The organism is Aeromonas sp. ASNIH1, from assembly GCF_002934285.1.
Classification (GTDB): Bacteria; Pseudomonadota; Gammaproteobacteria; order Enterobacterales; family Aeromonadaceae; genus Aeromonas; species Aeromonas caviae.
This window is the reverse complement of the sequence record NZ_CP026228.1, coordinates 2,845,083-2,861,454: the sequence shown is the minus strand read 5'-3', so window position 1 is coordinate 2,861,454 and position 16,372 is coordinate 2,845,083. Positions and strand designations below refer to the sequence as shown.

Here is a 16,372-nt window from a genome sequence, read left to right as displayed (position 1 = left end):
CTTCCTAGCCGAACAGGCTGGCCTGCTTTTGCACCGCAAGCTTGGCGATAAAGAAGATCCACCCCAGTGCGCCCAAGAAGGCAAACCAGCGGATGCCGTTGCTGCGGGCCAGACGCAGCGCCATCATGGCCAGAAACGCCACCACCAGGATGGACGTCAGCTTCTCGGCCAGCCAGGGAATGGCGTTGTTGAGGGGGTTGAGACCCAGCACCATGCAGAGCAGCACACCGGAGAGCACCACCAGGCCGTTGAGCCAGCCTCTGATCTTGAGGGTGCGGGCGCCCCCTGCCAGCGCGGAGCCGGTCTGCAACCAGTAAAAGCGCAGGATAAACATCAGCACGGCCCCGGCAATCAGGGTGAGGTGCAGATGCTTGAGAACAACATACATAAGATTTCCTTGAACAGGGGCAGACCGGGCCCGCCCGTCATATCACTGAGCCAGGCGCCCCAGGGTCACCCGCTCGTTATCGCCGTAATCGCGCACGGTTTCCACCTGGACGTAGCCTTGTTGCAGCAGGAGTTGACGCACCGCCTCCCCCTGATCCCAGCCGTGTTCCAGCAACAGCCAGCCACCAGGCACCAGATGGGCGGGCGCCTGGGTGACGATGAGGCGGATATCCGCCAGCCCCTGCTCCTCCGCCACCAGGGCGGAGCGCGGCTCGAAGCGCACGTCCCCCTCGTGAAGATGGGGGTCCGTCCCGTCGATATAGGGCGGGTTGGAGACGATCATCGCAAAGCGCGGTGCATCCGACAGCGGCGCAAACCAGCTGCCGTCGCGCACCTCGATGGGCAACCCCAGGGCTGCGCTGTTGGTGCGGGCCAACGCGGCAGCGGCCGGCATCCTGTCCACTGCCCATACATCGGCATCCGGTCGCTCAGACTTGAGCGCAAGGGCGATGGCACCGGTGCCCGTGCCCAGATCCAGCAGGGCGCAGGGGCCACCCGGCAGGCGTGCCAGCGCCTGTTCCACCAGCACCTCGGTATCCGGGCGCGGGATCAGGGTGGCCGGGCTCACTTTCAGCGGCAGCGACCAGAACTCCCGCTCGCCGATGAGGTGGGCAATGGGCTCACCATTGAGGCGACGGGCAAGCCAGCCCGCCAGGGTCGCCTGCTGGGCGGCATCGAGCTCGTGCTCCGGCCAGGTCATCAGATAGCTGCGCCGGCAATCCAGCAGATGACAGAGCAGGGCATCGGCGTCGGCACGGGGGGATTCCCCGGAGGCCAGGGTCGCCATGATATGGGCACGAGCCTGCTGGATCTGCATCAGTTGCTCTCGGCCAGGGAGGCGAGCTGATCCGCCTGATACTCCTGCACCAGGGGGGTGATCACGCAGTCCAGATCCCCTTCCAGGATGTCGCCCAGACGATAGAGGGTGAGGTTGATCCGGTGCTCGGAGAGACGCCCCTGGGGATAGTTGTAGGTGCGGATGCGCTCGGAGCGATCCCCGGAGCCCACCAGGTTGCGGCGGGTACTCTGCTCGGCGGCGCGATGGCGTTCGTCCTCGGCCGCCTGCAGGCGAGCGGAGAGCACCGACATCGCCTTGGCGCGGTTCTTGTGCTGGGAGCGCTCGTCCTGGCACTCCACCACCAGCCCGGTGGGCAGGTGGGTGATGCGGATGGCGGAGTCGGTCTTGTTGACGTGCTGGCCGCCGGCACCGGAGGCGCGGAAGGTGTCGATCTTCAGCTCGGAGGGGTTGATCTCCACCTGCTCGGCTTCCGGCACTTCCGGCAGCACGGCCACGGTACAGGCGGAGGTGTGCACCCGGCCCTGGGATTCGGTCTCGGGGACTCGCTGCACCCGGTGGCCGCCGGACTCGAACTTGAGGCGGCCGTAGACGTGCTCACCGTCCACCTTGGCGATCACCTCCTTGTAGCCGCCGTGTTCGCCGTCATTGCAGCTGACGATGGAGACACGCCACCCCTGACGCTCGGCGTAGCGGGAGTACATGCGGAACAGATCCCCCGCGAAAATGGCCGCCTCGTCGCCACCGGCACCGGCGCGGATCTCCAGATAGCAGTTGTTGTCATCCTTGGGGTCGCGCGGCAACAGCATCACCTGAAGCGCCTGCTCCTGCTCCTCGAAGGTCGCCTTGGCGAGCGGCAGTTCCTCTTGCGCCATCTCCCGCAGCTCGGCATCCTCTTCCTCCAGCATCAGCCGGGTGGTCTCGAGGTTCTCTTCGGCCTGGCGGAAACGCTGGAAGGCGTGAACGATATCTTCCAGCTGGGCGTATTCCCGGGTCAGGGCGCGGTATCTGTCCTGATCCGAGGCGACCCCGGGCTCCCCGAGCAGGGCCTGTACTTCTTCATGGCGCTCGATGAGGCCTTCCAGCTTTCTGATCAATGAGGGGTTCATGACTCTTGGATTCTCGATGGAGGACGGGACGGCAAAGGGCCGTCCCAACACTATGATTCTTGTGACAATCCCAGCACCTGACGCAGTTGGGCCAGCTTGTGGCTGTCCCCCTGGGCGGCGGCCTGGCGCAGGGCCTGGGTCGGTGCGTGGATCAGCTTGTTGGTGAGGCGATGGGCCATGGCCTTGAGCGCCAGCTCGGCATTTTCACCCTGTTGCAGGGCCAGCAGGGCCCGCTGCAACTCTTCGTCCGCGACCTGCTGTGACTGATGGCGATAATCGCGAATGAGATCCACCGAGTGCTGGCTGCGATACCAGCCCATGAACTCGTCGCGCTCTTCCTGCACGATGAGTTCCGCCTCGGCGGCCGCCCGCTTGCGGGTCTCCAGGTTCTGCTCGATGATGCCCTGCAGATCGTCCACCGTGTAGAGATAGGCATCGGAGAGCTCGTCCACCTCAGCTTCGATGTCGCGGGGCACGGCGATATCCACCAGGAACATGGGCTTGAAGCGACGCGCCTTGAGCGCCCGCTCCACCATGCCCTTGCCGATGATGGGCAGGGGGCTTGCCGTGGAGCTGATGACGATGTCCGCCTCGTGCAGATAGTCCGGGATCTCCTCCAGGGTCATGACCTGGGCACCGAACTCCTCTGCCAGCAACTGGGCCCGTTGCAGGGTCCGGTTCGCCACCATCATCCGGGTCACGCTCTGCTCGCGCAGGTGGCGGGCCACCAGTTCGATGGTTTCGCCGGCGCCCACCAGCAGCACCTTGGTCTGGGAGAGATCGGAGAAGATACGGCGGGCCAGGCTCACGGCGGCAAAGGCCACCGACACCGCGCTGGCGCCGATCTCGGTGTCGGTGCGCACCCGTTTGGCCACCGAGAAGGATTTCTGGAACAAGCGCTCCAGGGATCCTTTCACCGCATCCGCCTGCTGGGCGTGGGCGTAGGATTGCTTGATCTGCCCCAGGATCTGCGGCTCCCCCAGCACCAGGGAGTCGAGGCCGCAGGCCACCCGCATCAGGTGCCGCACCGCTTCCTCGTCCTGGTGCCGGTAGATGGCTGAGAGCACCTCGCTCGCCTCCAGCGCGTGGAACCGCTGCAACCAGTTCAGCACCTGCTCCCCCTGCCCCTGCTCCAGGCTGCAATAGAGCTCGGTGCGGTTGCAGGTGGAGACGATCACCGCCTCGCTGACGCCAGGCTGCTCCACCAGCTCACGCAGGGCGCGATCGATGCGGTCCGGGCCAAAGGCGACCCGCTCCCGCAAGGCGACACTGGCGGTGTTGTGGTTGATTCCGAGGGCAAGCAGACTCATGGGTGGGTGATGATCGTTTCATGCACAGGGTGTAGAGGCCGACAATTGTACGAGAAAGGGTAAGTCTTTAAAAGCAATACGGCCGCCCCTTATACTGTCGCAAACCTCATCTGCGGAGCTCCACCTTGTTGTTGCGTATCTTCTCCCTCGCCTGCCTGCTGGTGCTGGCGGGCTGTACCACCACCCAACCCCAGCGGGATCAGGTCAACTGGCAGCAGGAGCGCGCCCGCCTCGAACGCCTCACACACTGGCAGTTGTCGGGCAAGATGGCCATCATCACCGCCCGCCAGAAGGGCAGCGCCCGCCTCAACTGGCAGCAAAACGGCGACGACTATCGCCTCAACCTCACCAGCCTCATCGGCACCCATATTCTGGAACTCTCCCGCACCGGCGGCGAGGTGACTCTGCTCGACAACGACGGAAAACAGCACCAGAGCCAGGATGCCGAGCTCCTGGTCTATCAGCTCACCGGCTGGCACATTCCGGTGGCCGGGCTGCCTGAGTGGATCAAGGGATTGCCGGGGCAGGCCGAATTCGAGCTCAACCCCGATGCCAGCCTCGCCAGCGTGCGCGACGGCCAGTGGCAGATCGTCTACGGGGACTATCGGGATCAGGACGGCTATCGCCTGCCCCACCTGCTCACCATGACCGGGCAGGAGAGCCGTCTCAAGCTGCAGATCAACGAGTGGACCCTGGCACCATGATGCACGACCAGACGCCGATCCGCTGGCCCGCCCCGGCCAAGCTCAACCTCTTCCTGCACGTCAACGGCCGCCGCCCCGATGGCTACCACGAACTGCAGACCCTCTTCATCTTCCTCAACCACGGCGACTGGCTCGAATTCGAGCCGATCCCCGGCAGCGACCAGCTCACCTTGAGCCCGGCCATTCCCGGCGTGCCCGATGAACAGAACCTCATCATCCGGGCTGCGCGACTGTTGCAGAGCCGGTTGGCCAGTCCGCAGGGAGCCCATATCCGGCTGGAGAAGGTACTGCCCATGGGCGGTGGCATCGGGGGCGGCTCGTCGGACGCGGCCACCACCCTCGTGGCCTTGAACCACCTCTGGCAAGCCGGCTTGAGTGAAGACGAGCTGGCCGAGCTCGGCGTGCAGCTGGGCGCCGACGTGCCGGTGTTCGTGCGGGGCAAGGCCGCCTTCGCCGAAGGCGTGGGGGAGCGGTTGCAACAGATCGAGGTGCCGGATGCCTGGTACCTGGTACTCAAGCCGGATTGCCATGTGGCCACCGCCGCCGTGTTCCAGGATCCCGACCTGCCCCGCAACACCCCCAAGATGACCCTGGACAATCTGCTGGCAGGAGAGTGGAAAAACGATTGCGAGCTGCTGGTGAAAAAGCGCCACCCCGAGGTTGCCAATGCGCTCGGCTGGTTGCTAGAATACGCGCCGTCAAGAATGACGGGCACTGGCGCCTGCGTCTTTGCTCGATTTGAAGACGAAATGGCTGCTCGGAAGGTGTTGGCAAGAGTGCCGGAAGGCTGGGATGGGTTTGTCGCCAAGGGCGAGAACATATCACCACTCTTCGTCACTTTGCAACAAGTGAGTGATTGGGGTATCGCCAAGCGGTAAGGCAGCGGGTTTTGATCTCGCCATTCCTAGGTTCGAATCCTAGTACCCCAGCCAACTCTCTCCTTGTTGAGGCCGCATCGGGAGGTGTTGACCTCGTCGATGTGTCTTGGGCCAATCTGACGCGATGGCGCTCAAGGTGGATTCCCGTCCACCCACCCTGCGGGTGATGAGACGCCATCCTCGACATCGCCCAGAGACCTTGTCCGTCATCTTGCTAAATCGTTTGCCCCCAAACGATACGGGTCTAAAATCAGACTCCCCACATACTGGATGCAACCCCGAGGTTTCAAACCGTGCCTGACATGAAGCTGTTTGCTGGTAACGCAACGCCGGAACTAGCCCAGAAGATCGCAGATCGCCTGTTTATCAAACTCGGCAATGCTGCCGTAGGTCGCTTTAGCGACGGCGAGATCAGCGTACAGATCAACGAGAATGTACGCGGTGGCGATATCTTCATCATTCAATCCACCTGTGCCCCGACCAACGACAATTTGATGGAATTGATCGTCATGGTGGATGCACTGCGTCGTGCTTCAGCTGGCCGTATCACTGCCGTTATCCCCTACTTTGGTTATGCCCGTCAGGACCGCCGCGTCCGCTCCGCCCGTGTGCCCATCACCGCCAAGGTCGTCGCCGACTTCCTCTCCAGCGTGGGTGTGGACCGTGTGCTGACCGTTGACCTGCATGCCGAGCAGATCCAGGGCTTCTTCGACGTCCCCGTCGACAACGTGTTCGGCAGCCCGGTGCTGCTGGAAGACATGAAGGCCAAGAACCTCGAATCCCCCGTGGTCGTGTCACCGGACATCGGCGGCGTGGTCCGTGCCCGTGCCATCGCCAAGCTGCTGGACGACACCGACATCGCCATCATCGACAAGCGTCGTCCCCGTCCGAACGTCTCCCAGGTCATGCACCTGATCGGCGACGTGGCCGGTCGTGACTGCGTCATCGTCGACGACATGATCGACACCGGCGGCACCCTGTGCAAAGCGGCCGAAGCGCTGAAAGAGCGTGGTGCCAAGCGCGTATTCGCCTATGCGACCCACCCTGTCTTCTCCGGCACCGCCGTTGAAAACATCAAGAATTCGGTCATCGACGAGCTGATCATCACCGACTCCATCCCGCTCACCCCGGAGATGAAGGCAGTCGGCAAGGTCAAGCAGCTGACCCTCTCCTCCGTGCTGGCCGAAGCGATTCGCCGCATCAGCAACGAAGAGTCCATCTCTGCCATGTTCGAGCATTGATAGACCCTGTCGTGACAAAAACCGCCGAATGGCGGTTTTTGTTTTTTTGGGTGCCTGGCGCCAACCGCCAGCCTCCACTCGGCAAGAAACGAAAACCTCGGACGAGCCACCCCACCCGAGCCCTTCTGTCCGGCTTTTCCCCGACCTTGCCGCACTTTGGTTGAGTGATCGCCACTCGGCGGCTAGAATATTGCGTCCCATTGCCCCGGGTCATCCGCCCATGGCAAGTAGCGAGTGAAGACATCAAGCGTGACAAGTCAAATCAAACTGATTGTCGGGCTGGGTAATCCCGGCCCCGAATATGCCAAGACCCGCCACAATGCGGGCGCCTGGTATGTGGAGCAACTGGCACGCTGGCACAATGTCAGCCTGCGCGAAGAGCCCAAGTTCTTCGGCCACACCGCCCGCTTCCTGGTGGACGGGCAGGATGTGCGGCTGCTCATCCCGAACACCTACATGAATCTCTCCGGCAAGGCCGTGGCGGCGCTCGCGCGCTTCTACCAGATCGCCCCGGAAGAGATCCTGGTGGCCCACGACGAGCTGGACCTGCCTCCCGGCATCGCCAAGTTCAAGCAAGGGGGCGGTCACGGCGGCCATAACGGCCTCAAGGACATCATCGCCAGGATGGGCAACAACAATAACTTCTTCCGGCTGCGCCTTGGCATCGGCCATCCGGGCGCCAAGGAGCTGGTCGCCGGCTTCGTGCTGACCAAGGCGCCCAGCAGTGAGCAGAGTCTGATTGAGGCCGCGCTGGACGAATCCCTGCGCGCCACCGACATCCTGTTCAAGCAGGACATGACCAAGGCCATGAATCGCCTGCACAGTTTCAAGGCCGAGAAAGTCTAGGCCTTCAGCCTGCATGACCAGGCTGTTCAAGATGACCGGCCTCTGGCGAGATCCCTCGCCTCGGGGTCAAGCAACACGACACGGGCCGCCCGCGCGGCCCCTTGAAGCATCCATCAACAAGGTAACAATCCATGGGTTTTAAATGCGGTATCGTGGGCCTGCCCAATGTAGGCAAATCCACCCTGTTCAATGCGCTGACCAAGGCCGGCATCGAAGCCGCCAACTTCCCGTTCTGCACCATTGAGCCGAACACGGGTGTGGTCCCCATGCCGGATCCCCGCCTCGACCAGCTGGCGGCCATCATCAATCCGCAGCGTGTCGTGCCGACCACCATGGAGTTCGTGGACATCGCCGGCCTGGTGGCCGGTGCCTCCAAGGGCGAAGGCCTTGGCAACCAGTTCCTGGCCAACATCCGTGAAACCGAAGCCATCGGTCACGTGGTGCGCTGCTTCGAGGACGAGAACATCGTCCACGTGGCGGGCAAGGTCTCCCCGGCCGACGACATCGAGGTGATCAACACCGAGCTGGCCCTCTCCGACCTGGATGCCTGCGAGCGCGCCATCAATCGCCAGTCCAAGCGTGCCAAGGGCGGCGACAAGGATGCCAAGCTGGAAGTGGAAGTGCTGGAGAAGATCAAGGTTGCCCTAGAAAACGGCCAGATGATCCGCGGCATGAAGCTGGACAAGGATGAGCTGGACGCCGTCAGCCACCTCAATTTCCTGACCCTGAAACCCACCATGTACATCGCCAACGTGGCGGAAGATGGCTTCGAGAACAACCCCTACCTGGATCAGGTCCGTGAGATAGCCGCCGCCGAGAACGCCGTTGTCGTGGTCGTCTGCTGCGCCATCGAGGCGGACATCGCCGAGCTGGACGACGAAGACCGCGCCGAGTTCATGGCGGATCTGGGCATCGAGGAGCCGGGCCTGAACCGGGTGATCCGCTCCGGATACGAGCTGCTCAAGTTGCAGACCTACTTCACCGCCGGTGTGAAAGAAGTGCGCGCCTGGACCATTCCGGTAGGCGCCACCGCCCCGCAGGCCGCTGGCAAGATCCACACCGACTTCGAAAAAGGCTTTATTCGCGCCCAGACCATCGCCTTCGACGACTTTATCACCTACAAGGGTGAGCAAGGCGCCAAGGAAGCAGGCAAGATGCGCGCGGAAGGGAAAGACTACATCGTCAAGGATGGCGATATCATGAACTTCCTGTTCAACGTCTGAGTCAAATAAGCCATTTCACAGCATTTCACAAGATTGCTTTGGAGCCTTGAAACAACGCTAGAACCCCGGAAACTCCGGGGTTTTTCTTTTCATTTGATTGCATGGGATTGCTCGGCCTTTCCTGCGCAAAGTGACTATGCAGGTGTATATGAAGATTGGACGAAGTAGCAGAAGGTGTATATGATCCTTCTATCGTTCCTCATTGCCGATCCCGTGACACCGTGCTTACAGATGCCCACTGCCGTGCTGCCAAACCGAAGGAGCAGCTCTACCGTCTGAATGATCTTCGCGGCCTCTACCTCGAAGTGAAGCCCAATGGTGTGAAGGCTTGGCGCTACCGATTCAAGCTGGGTGGCAAGGGGTCGTGGTTTGCGCTGGGCGACTACCCAGCAGTGAGCCTTGCCCAAGCTCGGGACAAGAGCGAGGAAGCGCGAAAGCTGGTCAAGCAAGGCATCAATCCCGTTCAGAACCGGCAACTTGAGCGCCTCAAACGCGAGGAAGACTCCACCAATACCTTCGAGACGGTCGCCAAAGAGTGGCTGGCCTTGCGGGATTGGGAGGACGTTACCAAGAAGCGCCGTTTGGACATGCTTGAGCGGGTCGTCTTCCCCAGCATCGGCAAGCTCCCGGTGCGCGACATCACCCCTGCACACGTCCTCGACATCCTCACCAAAACTGTCAAACGCGGTGCGCCGACCGTCGCCGCCGAAGCCAAGCGCACCATGTCCGGCATCTTCGAGTTGGCGGTTGCCACCCTGCGGGCTGACAACGATCCTGTCTGGCCCGTCCGCAAGGCGCTACCTGCCAACAAGACGCAGCACAAAACCGCACTGACCACCGCGCAGATCGGCAAGCTGCTCAACGACTTCGACAACCACCGTTGCGGCTATCAGGTGAACTTCTGCATCCAATTGATGTGGTGGACACTGGCACGCCCGAGCGAAGCGGCAGAGGCGGAGTGGGCCGAATTCGACCTTGATGCCGCCCTTTGGACGATCCCTGCCCGACGCATGAAAGCTCGCCGAGAGCATGTGGTGCCGCTACCGACTCAGGCAGTGGAGATGCTGCGCCGCCTGCACGCCATCAGCGGTGACAGGACGCACATCTTTCCCGGCAGGGATGACCGCAACAGGCCGATGTCGGCGCATTCGATCCGGCAGGCGCTCAAGGTGCTGGGCTGGAGCGGCACCTACAGCCCGCACGGCACCAGAACCACAGGCAGCACCCGCCTGAACGAGATGGGCTATCGCCCGGATGCCATTGAGGCGCAGCTTGCCCATGCGGAACCCAACTCAGTGCGCCGCACCTACAACCATGCCACCTACCTCGAAGAGCGTCGGGGCATGATGCAGGCGTGGGCAGACAAGCTCGAACTCTGGAAGCGGGAGGCGCTCAATGGCAAAGGCTGATGAACGGCGTCAGTTCCGCTTCGCGCTTGTGAAGGACATCCTGCGCTGCGAGTCGGTCAGGAAGCTCCCTCATGACCACAAAAAGCGGCTTTTTCGGCTGTTGGCGAACGGTTGGAGCATCACCGATACCCCACCCGATACATCGCGCATCCGGGCGCTTGAAAAGGCTGCATCCGATGCCCGTCGGCTGCGGGCTGCGCTTGACGGCCTCGACCCGAAGGATGCAGCCAGTTTGGACTTCAACTACAGCCAGACCATCCCGCTCTCAACCCGTCTGCTTGCCTTGGAGGAACTGGCCCACGATGCTGATGCTCTGGCCCGCGTCATCAAGGGCGAACAGGCGGACATCATGCGGCTGCGGAAACGGCAGACGGCAAAAGGGCTGGCCAACACACTTTCCATGTTCGGAATCCCGTTCAGTACGCGCAATGACTGGGATGTAGATGAGTGCAACGTAACGACGGCTATGCGCTGCGTGATGTTCGCCATGCTGGAAGCCGGTGCAACGAAACTGAACTGGGGCACAACCGCCGCCATCATCAAGCTGGGCTTTCAGATGCTGACCGATCCAAGCCAAGAGAAGGCCGTGTTTTCAGAGGGAAAAATATCAGTAACGGCGGGGGATGCTGAGAACTTCCGACTATTTCTGCGTGAAGCCCCTGAGTTCAACGGCATCAAACTGGTGGAGTAACCAAAGGGCTTCCGCTGATCGACAAAACCGCCTTATCATCTTGAAAATTAGCAGATAAGGTAAGCAAGGTTCATGCAAATTCGGGTACAGACCTACAAGGGAAAGGACGGGCACCCCAAGCCGGGCAAGTCCGTTTCTCTGCTGCGCTACGCCTATGACCCAGAAAAACGGCGCTCCAAGCAGGTCATCATCGGCACGGTAGATCGCTGGGCAACGGCTCTGCCGCCTGACATTGACGCCATCCTGACCGACACCGAGCGCGAAGAATTCAGGGAGTGGGCTGCGGAGAGAGACCGGCAGCTTGCCGAACTTACTCAGAAACATCATCTGCTGCACGTCGCCGAACACATGGGATGGGCGGCAAAAGCACTGGTTGCCGGAGTGGAGCCAGTCCAGCCCGGACGGATTTGGGATGCGCTGGACGTGCTGGCAAAAGTGCTTGAGAAGGCCGGGCACCCAAGGCCGGTTCGAGCACGCGGGCGTCCGTCGAAGAGTGAGACGCCGACGCCGGATGATCTCCTTGCTAGCCCCTACGATGATCCGATGCTGGCTGCCGAGCAGGAAGAAATGGCTGAACGGATGGCGGCACTGCCGGATTTCATTCCTGACCGGCCACGGAAAGCGATAGCGCGGGGAGATCGGACAAAATGAATCCTTTTGTCCAATTCGGTGATATGCTTCCCATATACGGCGCGGGTTTGCGCCGCTTGTTTTGCCCCCAACATTGGACAAAACGATGACCGAACGGAAACACCTGACGCAGAACGAAGTCGAGCGCCTGATTGCTGCCACCAAGGGAAGCCGCCACGAGGCCCGCGACCGCTGCCTGCTGCTGCTGATGTTCCGGCATGGCCTGCGGGTGTCCGAGGCGTGCGGAATGCAGCTCTCCCAGGTCGATGTCGAAAGCCGGGTGCTGCATGTGTCCCGGCTGAAAAAGGGGCTATCCACCACCCACCCGCTGCGCACCGACGAGCTGCGGGCCATCAAGGCATGGCTGGCCGAGCGCGGGCGCATGAAGCCGGACGACTGCGACGCCTTTTTCGTGTCCGAGCGGCGCAACCCGCTGAACCGGCGCACGGCATGGGATGCGATCCGCCGCTATGGCGAGAAAGCGGGCCTGCCGCTGGCCGCCCACCCGCACATGCTGCGGCACGCCTGCGGCTACGAGCTGGCTAATCAAGGGGCGGATACGCGGTTGATTCAGGACTACTTGGGGCACCGGAACATCCAGCACACCGTGCAATACACGGCGTCGAATCCGGCGCGGTTTGAGAGGCTGTGGCGATGACCGCCGCAGTGAAGAAGAAAGCGGCGCTGCCGGGGATTGCGGCCCCGGCGACGCCTGACCAACAACCCTACTGCATGGAGTAGAGTCATGGCTAGTGAGCATGATATGGCAATTGAGGCACGCAGCGCGACATACGCAGACGCTGGCATGGGCGGCACGGCCCCCAAGACGAAGAAGCCGGCCGCTGTGAAGCGGGCCACCGGCAAGGCAAAGAAAGGCGCTCCCCTGCGCACCATCGACCTGTTCTGTGGTGCGGGCGGAATCACTGAGGGCTTCCGGCAGGCGGGCTATGTGAGCCTGTACGGCAACGACGTGATGCCCGAGGCCATCGAGACATTCAAGCTCAACCACCCCGAGGCCATCGCGGACTGCCGCCCGATCGAGGAGGCCGATCCCGCCGAAATCCGGGCCAAGCTGGGCTTGGAGCCGGGCGAACTGGACGTGCTTGTGGGCGGCCCGCCGTGCCAAGGCTTCTCGATCAACGCGCCCGAACGCTTCCTCAATGACCCGCGCAACAAGCTGTTCACGCACTACGAGCGGTTTCTGGAAGAGTTCCGCCCCAAGACGTTTCTATTCGAGAACGTGCCGGGCCTGATGTCGCTGGGTGACGGCAAGGTGTTCCGCCAGATCGTCAAAATCTTCACCGGGCTGGGCTACCACGTCACGGCCAAGATTCTGTTTGCGGCCCACTACGGCGTGCCACAGGAGCGGTGGCGTCTGATCCTGCTGGGTTCGCGCTTCGCCGAGGTGCCGCACCCGGAGCCGACGCATTACGCATCCGGCCGGGCCAACTTCCGGGGCGGCGGCACGATGACCTTTCAGCTTACCGACACCGACCGCGAACGCCTGCTGCCGTGTGTGACCGTTGGCGAGGCTATCGGCGACCTGCCGCGCCTCGAAATGGGCGAAGGGGCCGAGGTGATCGGCTACACGACCGATCCCCACAGCCCCTATGCGCAGATGATGCGCAATGGAACGGAAGTGACCTACAACCACTATGCCGCCAAGCTCTCGAAGCAGAACGCCGAGCGCATGAAGCATGTGAAGCCGGGCGGATCGTGGCGCGACATCCCGCATGAGCTGCTGCCCAAGGGGATGCAGCGTGCCCGCAAGACCGACCACACCAAACGCTACGGCCGTCTGCGCAATGATGGGCTGTCAGGAACGATGCTGACCAAGTGCGACCCGCATTGGGGAACCGTGTTCCTGCCGGATCAAGACCGGACGCTGACTGTCCGCGAGGCGGCACGCTTCCAGTCGTTCCCGGACACGTACAAGTTTGTCGGCTCCCGTGTGTCGCAGTATGAGCAGGTCGGCAACGCCGTGCCGGTGCTGATGGCAAAGGCCATCGCGGTTCAGCTCCAGTCCCATCTGGAAGCGCAGCAGACCGAGACCGCCGCAGAGAAGCCCGTCAAGGCAGCGCGGACGAAGGCCCGCGCCGCGCAAGTGGCTTGATTACGCTTCGCCGCCCTCGCCTTCATCGGCGGCGGGCGGCTCCGCGTCATCGAAGGTGAGCAAGCCCGCCACGGCCCCTTGGGTCATCGGCAGGAACAGCTTTTCGTTGATGCGGCCCTCGAAGGTCGGCAGCGGCACAGGCTTGCCGCCCGTCAGCCCTTCGACCGAACGCTCCAGCGTCGTGTAGCGGACTTCATCGCGCACGATGCGGGTGCGGTTCTGGCCTTCCACTTCCTCGAACCGGACGATGAACCACGCGATGTCGGCATTCGAGATGTCGGGCACGTTGTCCATTTCGCCGATGGAATCGAAGAAGGCGCGATCCACGACCACGGCCATCTTCTTGCCCCAGCGCCGGAGCGTCGGCACCTTGATCTGGAGTTGAGGCATCAGCCGCTTCGGCCCGCTGCTGCGGTAGTCCGGGCGGCGGCGGCCTGCCGGGAACACCACCCAATCCACGGCCGCGTCGTTGAACGCCTCGAATTCGCCCTTCATGGCGTTGCCCGAGAAATAGACGGCCTGAATCTCAAGCGCCGCCCATGCCATCGGTGCGCCCTGCTGGGTCTTGGTGCTGACCAGCACCATGTCGATCCGGCCCACGTCATCGCCGCCTTCGTTGTCCGTGGTGGCCCCGGCTTCGAGGAAGCCGACTTCACCGACGAGCAGCGGGTCAGGGTCGCCGAGGATGGTTTCGCCCACCCACTTGAACACGTCCAGTTCCTCGTGGAAGCGGTAGGGACAGGTGGCCCGCAGGTCGCCTTGCTTGCCTTCCACGGGAAGGCCCATCGCCCGGCCCGTTTCCGGGTGGGGGGCATACGAATACAGCCGCAGCGAGCACACCCCGCCATCCTTCGAGCAAACCGCGCCTTGCTTGCGGGCTTGGAAGGGGCAGAGTTGTGGTGTCCGCTCTTTCTTCGGTTTCAGGGTTTCGGCTGCGAGCTGCTGCCGCTCTGCGCCCGAGAGCTGGGTCAGGTTGTACCCGTACCACTCCCCGATTCCGAATCTTGGCGTAAGGTCTTTTGGTTTTCTTGCCATAGCCCCGCAAGTTACCACATTGGACAATTCCGGCCGAGCAGAAAACCATATGGGAATAAACAACCACCAGCTTCAGTTGGCGGTTGTTTAATCTGCCTCCCCTTTCGTCACCCAGATCGGCAACTCCAGCGGCAGACTGACTTCGCCACGGTCACGGGCCTGCAACTGTGACCGCGCCCATTGGCCGTCCCGCTTCATTTCAGCCCGCAAAGACGGGAGATGGGCACCCTCGAACTGCTCTCGGTCGAATGTCATCCCAGCCACGGTCAGCCGCTCAGGCATGGGCCGTTCCTGGCCGTGTTCGCAGACGAGCACATTATCGCCGCGTCGGATGATGTAGCACCCGGTCGGATCAGCGGTCATCCGCTCCGGCGACGCCTCTACAAAGTCGGCCCGGTTCTCATCAAACGCCCAGATTCTCATGCGCACCCCTTCCTTTTCGGCAAAGGGTGGTGGCGGGAATGTGGCTGCATTGTGGTGAAGTGCCACGCTATTACCACCATGCGCACACACAGCCGCCACAGTGTCGCCACCGTCTTACCAATATCCCGCCACCATCGTTCCACCATGTCACCACCTTGTTGCCGTTGTTATTGACACCATGCCACCACCGTCTTTCCACACTGTTGCCACCATCGCCGACCGCATCATGGGGCCGGAGCAGCATCGGGGGAGTTCTCTTGTGGCGGTTGGGGATCGGTATCTCTCGCCGCCTCTTCCTGCATAGCCCGGCGCTCCTGTTCGGCCATGCCTTTTGCGCAGGCTTGAGCGAACATTTCTGGCGTCATGCCTTGCTCCGCAGCGGTGTCCATGTAGGCGGTGAAGCGGGCTTTGAGTCCGGCCAAAGGAGCCGCCAACCCAGTCAAGCTCAGGCCATGCTCAAACTGGGCGGCGTGCATGAAGGTGCGTTCAAATGCTGCCCAGCGAGGATCATCATTACTATGCTCTGACTGATTGGCATCAGCCTCCTGTGCAGCTCTCAGTTCCGCCAGACGGCGCTCTAGCGCGGCCATCGACTCTTCAATGCGCTTGCGCTCGTGCCCCAGCCTGCGCTCCGCATTCTGGGCGAGGATGATCCGGTTCAAGTTGCCCCAGTAGGTGTCGATCCCTTGGCGCTCCAAAGCGGTGGCCGCAGCGCCGATGTGAACGCCGGGCACCCGATCAAGCTCTTCGGCAGAGGCCATGTCTCCCCGTTCCAGTGCATCTTCGCGCTGCACTGACAGCGTGCGGTGATCCCACCGCTCATCCAGTCCCGCTAGCTCCAGATGCTTGTTGCCGATCAACGCCCATTGCTCGCGCCAATATCGGAGTGTTTGCGGCCCAAGTTTCCGGTCAGTGAACTCACGTCCTTTGACCTTCGAGAAGCCCTCTGGCGTCAGTTCACGTGTCGGCATCAGAAGATGCGCGTGGCTACCGACAAGGCCCTTCAAAGAGCCATCCCACGTCTTCGGATCATCACCGTGGATTGCGAAGTCCACAGGCAGGCCATGCCGGTCGGCCACGCTTTGGGCAAGGTCGCGCACCATCTCGATTTCCTGCTCTTTCGTGAGTCCATGCGGCAGTGCCACGATGAACTCATGTGCCAGCCGCGCATCCTTTCGTGCCTCCGCCACCTCTACTGCATTCCATAGTGCTTCGCGGTGGCTGGCCCAGGACGGCGCACCGGGCGGCACAACGATTTCCGTGTGACCGATCCTGCGCTTGCGCGTGTAGTCATGCACTTCGCCCGCGCGGTAGTCCGTGACGATGCCGCCACTGCGGTAGGCAGCGGCGGCTGTGGCCGAAAAGCCGTGGCCTTGCTTGGCGGCATCCCGCTGCTTGCCCTTCTTGCCGCCGTCGCGGGATATGTAGTTCAGCTCCAGCCGGTACATGCCGCCACCTCCATTGAAAACCTGTTGTCACCGTCTCCCCTATTGAAAGCAGCTTGAAGGGGGTCAAGG

The 16,372-nt window shown here is 62.3% G+C and carries 17 protein-coding genes and 1 tRNA gene; 11 read left to right on the top strand and 7 right to left on the bottom strand.

The genetic code is table 11. The annotated features are described in order from the left end of the window. Positions 1–4 precede the first annotated feature (4 nt). The 4 genes from C2U37_RS14075 to hemA are packed head-to-tail and all read right to left on the bottom strand — an operon-like array spanning position 5 to position 3,662. Complete coding sequence (locus tag C2U37_RS14075; RefSeq protein ID WP_052814542.1) at positions 5–388, bottom strand: SirB2 family protein; 384 nt, start codon at positions 386–388, stop codon at positions 5–7. Positions 389–430: 42 nt separating this feature from the next. Then, on the bottom strand, positions 431–1,264 hold the full coding sequence (gene prmC, locus C2U37_RS14070; RefSeq protein ID WP_039039602.1) for a peptide chain release factor N(5)-glutamine methyltransferase: 834 nt from the start codon (positions 1,262–1,264) through the stop codon (positions 431–433). Next, positions 1,264–2,352, bottom strand: a complete 1,089-nt coding sequence (prfA, locus tag C2U37_RS14065) for a peptide chain release factor 1 (RefSeq protein WP_048207166.1) — start codon at positions 2,350–2,352, stop codon at positions 1,264–1,266. Before prfA ends, prmC begins: the two co-directional genes overlap by 1 nt. Before the next feature lie 50 nt (positions 2,353–2,402). Beyond that, positions 2,403–3,662, bottom strand: a complete 1,260-nt coding sequence (hemA, locus tag C2U37_RS14060; RefSeq protein WP_104452493.1) for a glutamyl-tRNA reductase — start codon at positions 3,660–3,662, stop codon at positions 2,403–2,405. Between the two features lie 125 nt (positions 3,663–3,787). Here hemA and lolB point away from each other — a divergent pair, with 125 nt between their 5' ends. The 11 genes from lolB to C2U37_RS14005 all read left to right on the top strand — a co-directional run bounded on the left by lolB (position 3,788) and on the right by C2U37_RS14005 (position 13,397). Continuing rightward, entirely contained in the window at positions 3,788–4,366 is a 579-nt protein-coding gene (gene lolB / locus C2U37_RS14055) for a lipoprotein insertase outer membrane protein LolB (RefSeq protein WP_039039599.1), read from the top strand. Then, a complete protein-coding gene (ispE, locus tag C2U37_RS14050; protein ID WP_052814546.1) occupies positions 4,366–5,244 on the top strand; it encodes a 4-(cytidine 5'-diphospho)-2-C-methyl-D-erythritol kinase in 879 nt (292 codons plus the stop codon). Before lolB ends, ispE begins: the two co-directional genes overlap by 1 nt. Continuing rightward, positions 5,224–5,298: transfer RNA gene (locus C2U37_RS14045), tRNA-Gln, on the top strand. Before ispE ends, C2U37_RS14045 begins: the two co-directional genes overlap by 21 nt. Positions 5,299–5,537: 239 nt before the next feature. Then, the gene (locus tag C2U37_RS14040) at positions 5,538–6,485 is read left to right on the top strand and encodes a ribose-phosphate pyrophosphokinase (protein ID WP_010673845.1); all 948 of its coding nucleotides are present in this window, start codon (positions 5,538–5,540) and stop codon (positions 6,483–6,485) included. Between the two features lie 249 nt (positions 6,486–6,734). Further along, positions 6,735–7,331, top strand: coding sequence for an aminoacyl-tRNA hydrolase (gene pth, locus C2U37_RS14035; protein ID WP_041215615.1), 597 nt, complete (start codon positions 6,735–6,737; stop codon positions 7,329–7,331). A 131-nt stretch (positions 7,332–7,462) separates the two neighbouring features. Beyond that, positions 7,463–8,554: a redox-regulated ATPase YchF gene (gene ychF / locus C2U37_RS14030; RefSeq protein ID WP_010673843.1), complete on the top strand. Its 1,092-nt coding sequence runs from the start codon at positions 7,463–7,465 to the stop codon at positions 8,552–8,554. A 155-nt stretch (positions 8,555–8,709) separates the two neighbouring features. Beyond that, complete coding sequence (locus tag C2U37_RS14025) at positions 8,710–9,963, top strand: tyrosine-type recombinase/integrase (protein ID WP_233768392.1); 1,254 nt, start codon at positions 8,710–8,712, stop codon at positions 9,961–9,963. Then, positions 9,950–10,654 (top strand): hypothetical protein, encoded by a 705-nt coding sequence (locus C2U37_RS14020; RefSeq protein ID WP_101529365.1) that lies wholly within the window; start codon positions 9,950–9,952, stop codon positions 10,652–10,654. Before C2U37_RS14025 ends, C2U37_RS14020 begins: the two co-directional genes overlap by 14 nt. 72 nt (positions 10,655–10,726) lie before the next feature. Next, the gene (locus C2U37_RS14015; protein WP_101529366.1) at positions 10,727–11,305 is read left to right on the top strand and encodes a hypothetical protein; all 579 of its coding nucleotides are present in this window, start codon (positions 10,727–10,729) and stop codon (positions 11,303–11,305) included. Positions 11,306–11,390: 85 nt separating this feature from the next. Then, complete coding sequence (locus tag C2U37_RS14010; RefSeq protein ID WP_101529367.1) at positions 11,391–11,942, top strand: tyrosine-type DNA invertase; 552 nt, start codon at positions 11,391–11,393, stop codon at positions 11,940–11,942. 87 nt (positions 11,943–12,029) lie between these two features. Then, positions 12,030–13,397: a DNA cytosine methyltransferase gene (locus tag C2U37_RS14005; RefSeq protein ID WP_199770450.1), complete on the top strand. Its 1,368-nt coding sequence runs from the start codon at positions 12,030–12,032 to the stop codon at positions 13,395–13,397. Here the strand turns inward: C2U37_RS14005 and C2U37_RS14000 are convergent, their stop codons facing one another. The 3 genes from C2U37_RS14000 to mobQ all read right to left on the bottom strand — a co-directional run bounded on the left by C2U37_RS14000 (position 13,398) and on the right by mobQ (position 16,303). After that, positions 13,398–14,432, bottom strand: coding sequence for a NotI family restriction endonuclease (locus C2U37_RS14000; RefSeq protein WP_101529369.1), 1,035 nt, complete (start codon positions 14,430–14,432; stop codon positions 13,398–13,400). It lies immediately after the preceding gene. 87 nt (positions 14,433–14,519) lie between these two features. After that, positions 14,520–14,855 (bottom strand): hypothetical protein, encoded by a 336-nt coding sequence (locus tag C2U37_RS13995; RefSeq protein ID WP_101529370.1) that lies wholly within the window; start codon positions 14,853–14,855, stop codon positions 14,520–14,522. A 224-nt stretch (positions 14,856–15,079) separates the two neighbouring features. Continuing rightward, entirely contained in the window at positions 15,080–16,303 is a 1,224-nt protein-coding gene (mobQ, locus tag C2U37_RS13990) for a MobQ family relaxase (RefSeq protein WP_101529371.1), read from the bottom strand. Positions 16,304–16,372: the final 69 nt, after the last annotated feature.

Bases quoted from the DNA above. Each gene is read 5' to 3' on its own strand.
- C2U37_RS14075 (WP_052814542.1), bottom strand. From the start codon at position 388: ATGTATGTTGTTCTCAAGCATCTGCACCTCACCCTGATTGCCGGGGCC.
- prmC (WP_039039602.1), bottom strand. From the start codon at position 1,264: ATGCAGATCCAGCAGGCTCGTGCCCATATCATGGCGACCCTGGCCTCC.
- prfA (WP_048207166.1), bottom strand. From the start codon at position 2,352: ATGAACCCCTCATTGATCAGAAAGCTGGAAGGCCTCATCGAGCGCCAT.
- hemA (WP_104452493.1), bottom strand. From the start codon at position 3,662: ATGAGTCTGCTTGCCCTCGGAATCAACCACAACACCGCCAGTGTCGCC.
- ispE (WP_052814546.1), top strand. From the start codon at position 4,366: ATGCACGACCAGACGCCGATCCGCTGGCCCGCCCCGGCCAAGCTCAAC.
- ychF (WP_010673843.1), top strand. From the start codon at position 7,463: ATGGGTTTTAAATGCGGTATCGTGGGCCTGCCCAATGTAGGCAAATCC.
- C2U37_RS14020 (WP_101529365.1), top strand. From the start codon at position 9,950: ATGGCAAAGGCTGATGAACGGCGTCAGTTCCGCTTCGCGCTTGTGAAG.
- C2U37_RS14015 (WP_101529366.1), top strand. From the start codon at position 10,727: ATGCAAATTCGGGTACAGACCTACAAGGGAAAGGACGGGCACCCCAAG.
- C2U37_RS14010 (WP_101529367.1), top strand. From the start codon at position 11,391: ATGACCGAACGGAAACACCTGACGCAGAACGAAGTCGAGCGCCTGATT.
- C2U37_RS14005 (WP_199770450.1), top strand. From the start codon at position 12,030: ATGGCTAGTGAGCATGATATGGCAATTGAGGCACGCAGCGCGACATAC.
- C2U37_RS14000 (WP_101529369.1), bottom strand. From the start codon at position 14,432: ATGGCAAGAAAACCAAAAGACCTTACGCCAAGATTCGGAATCGGGGAG.
- C2U37_RS13995 (WP_101529370.1), bottom strand. From the start codon at position 14,855: ATGAGAATCTGGGCGTTTGATGAGAACCGGGCCGACTTTGTAGAGGCG.
- mobQ (WP_101529371.1), bottom strand. From the start codon at position 16,303: ATGTACCGGCTGGAGCTGAACTACATATCCCGCGACGGCGGCAAGAAG.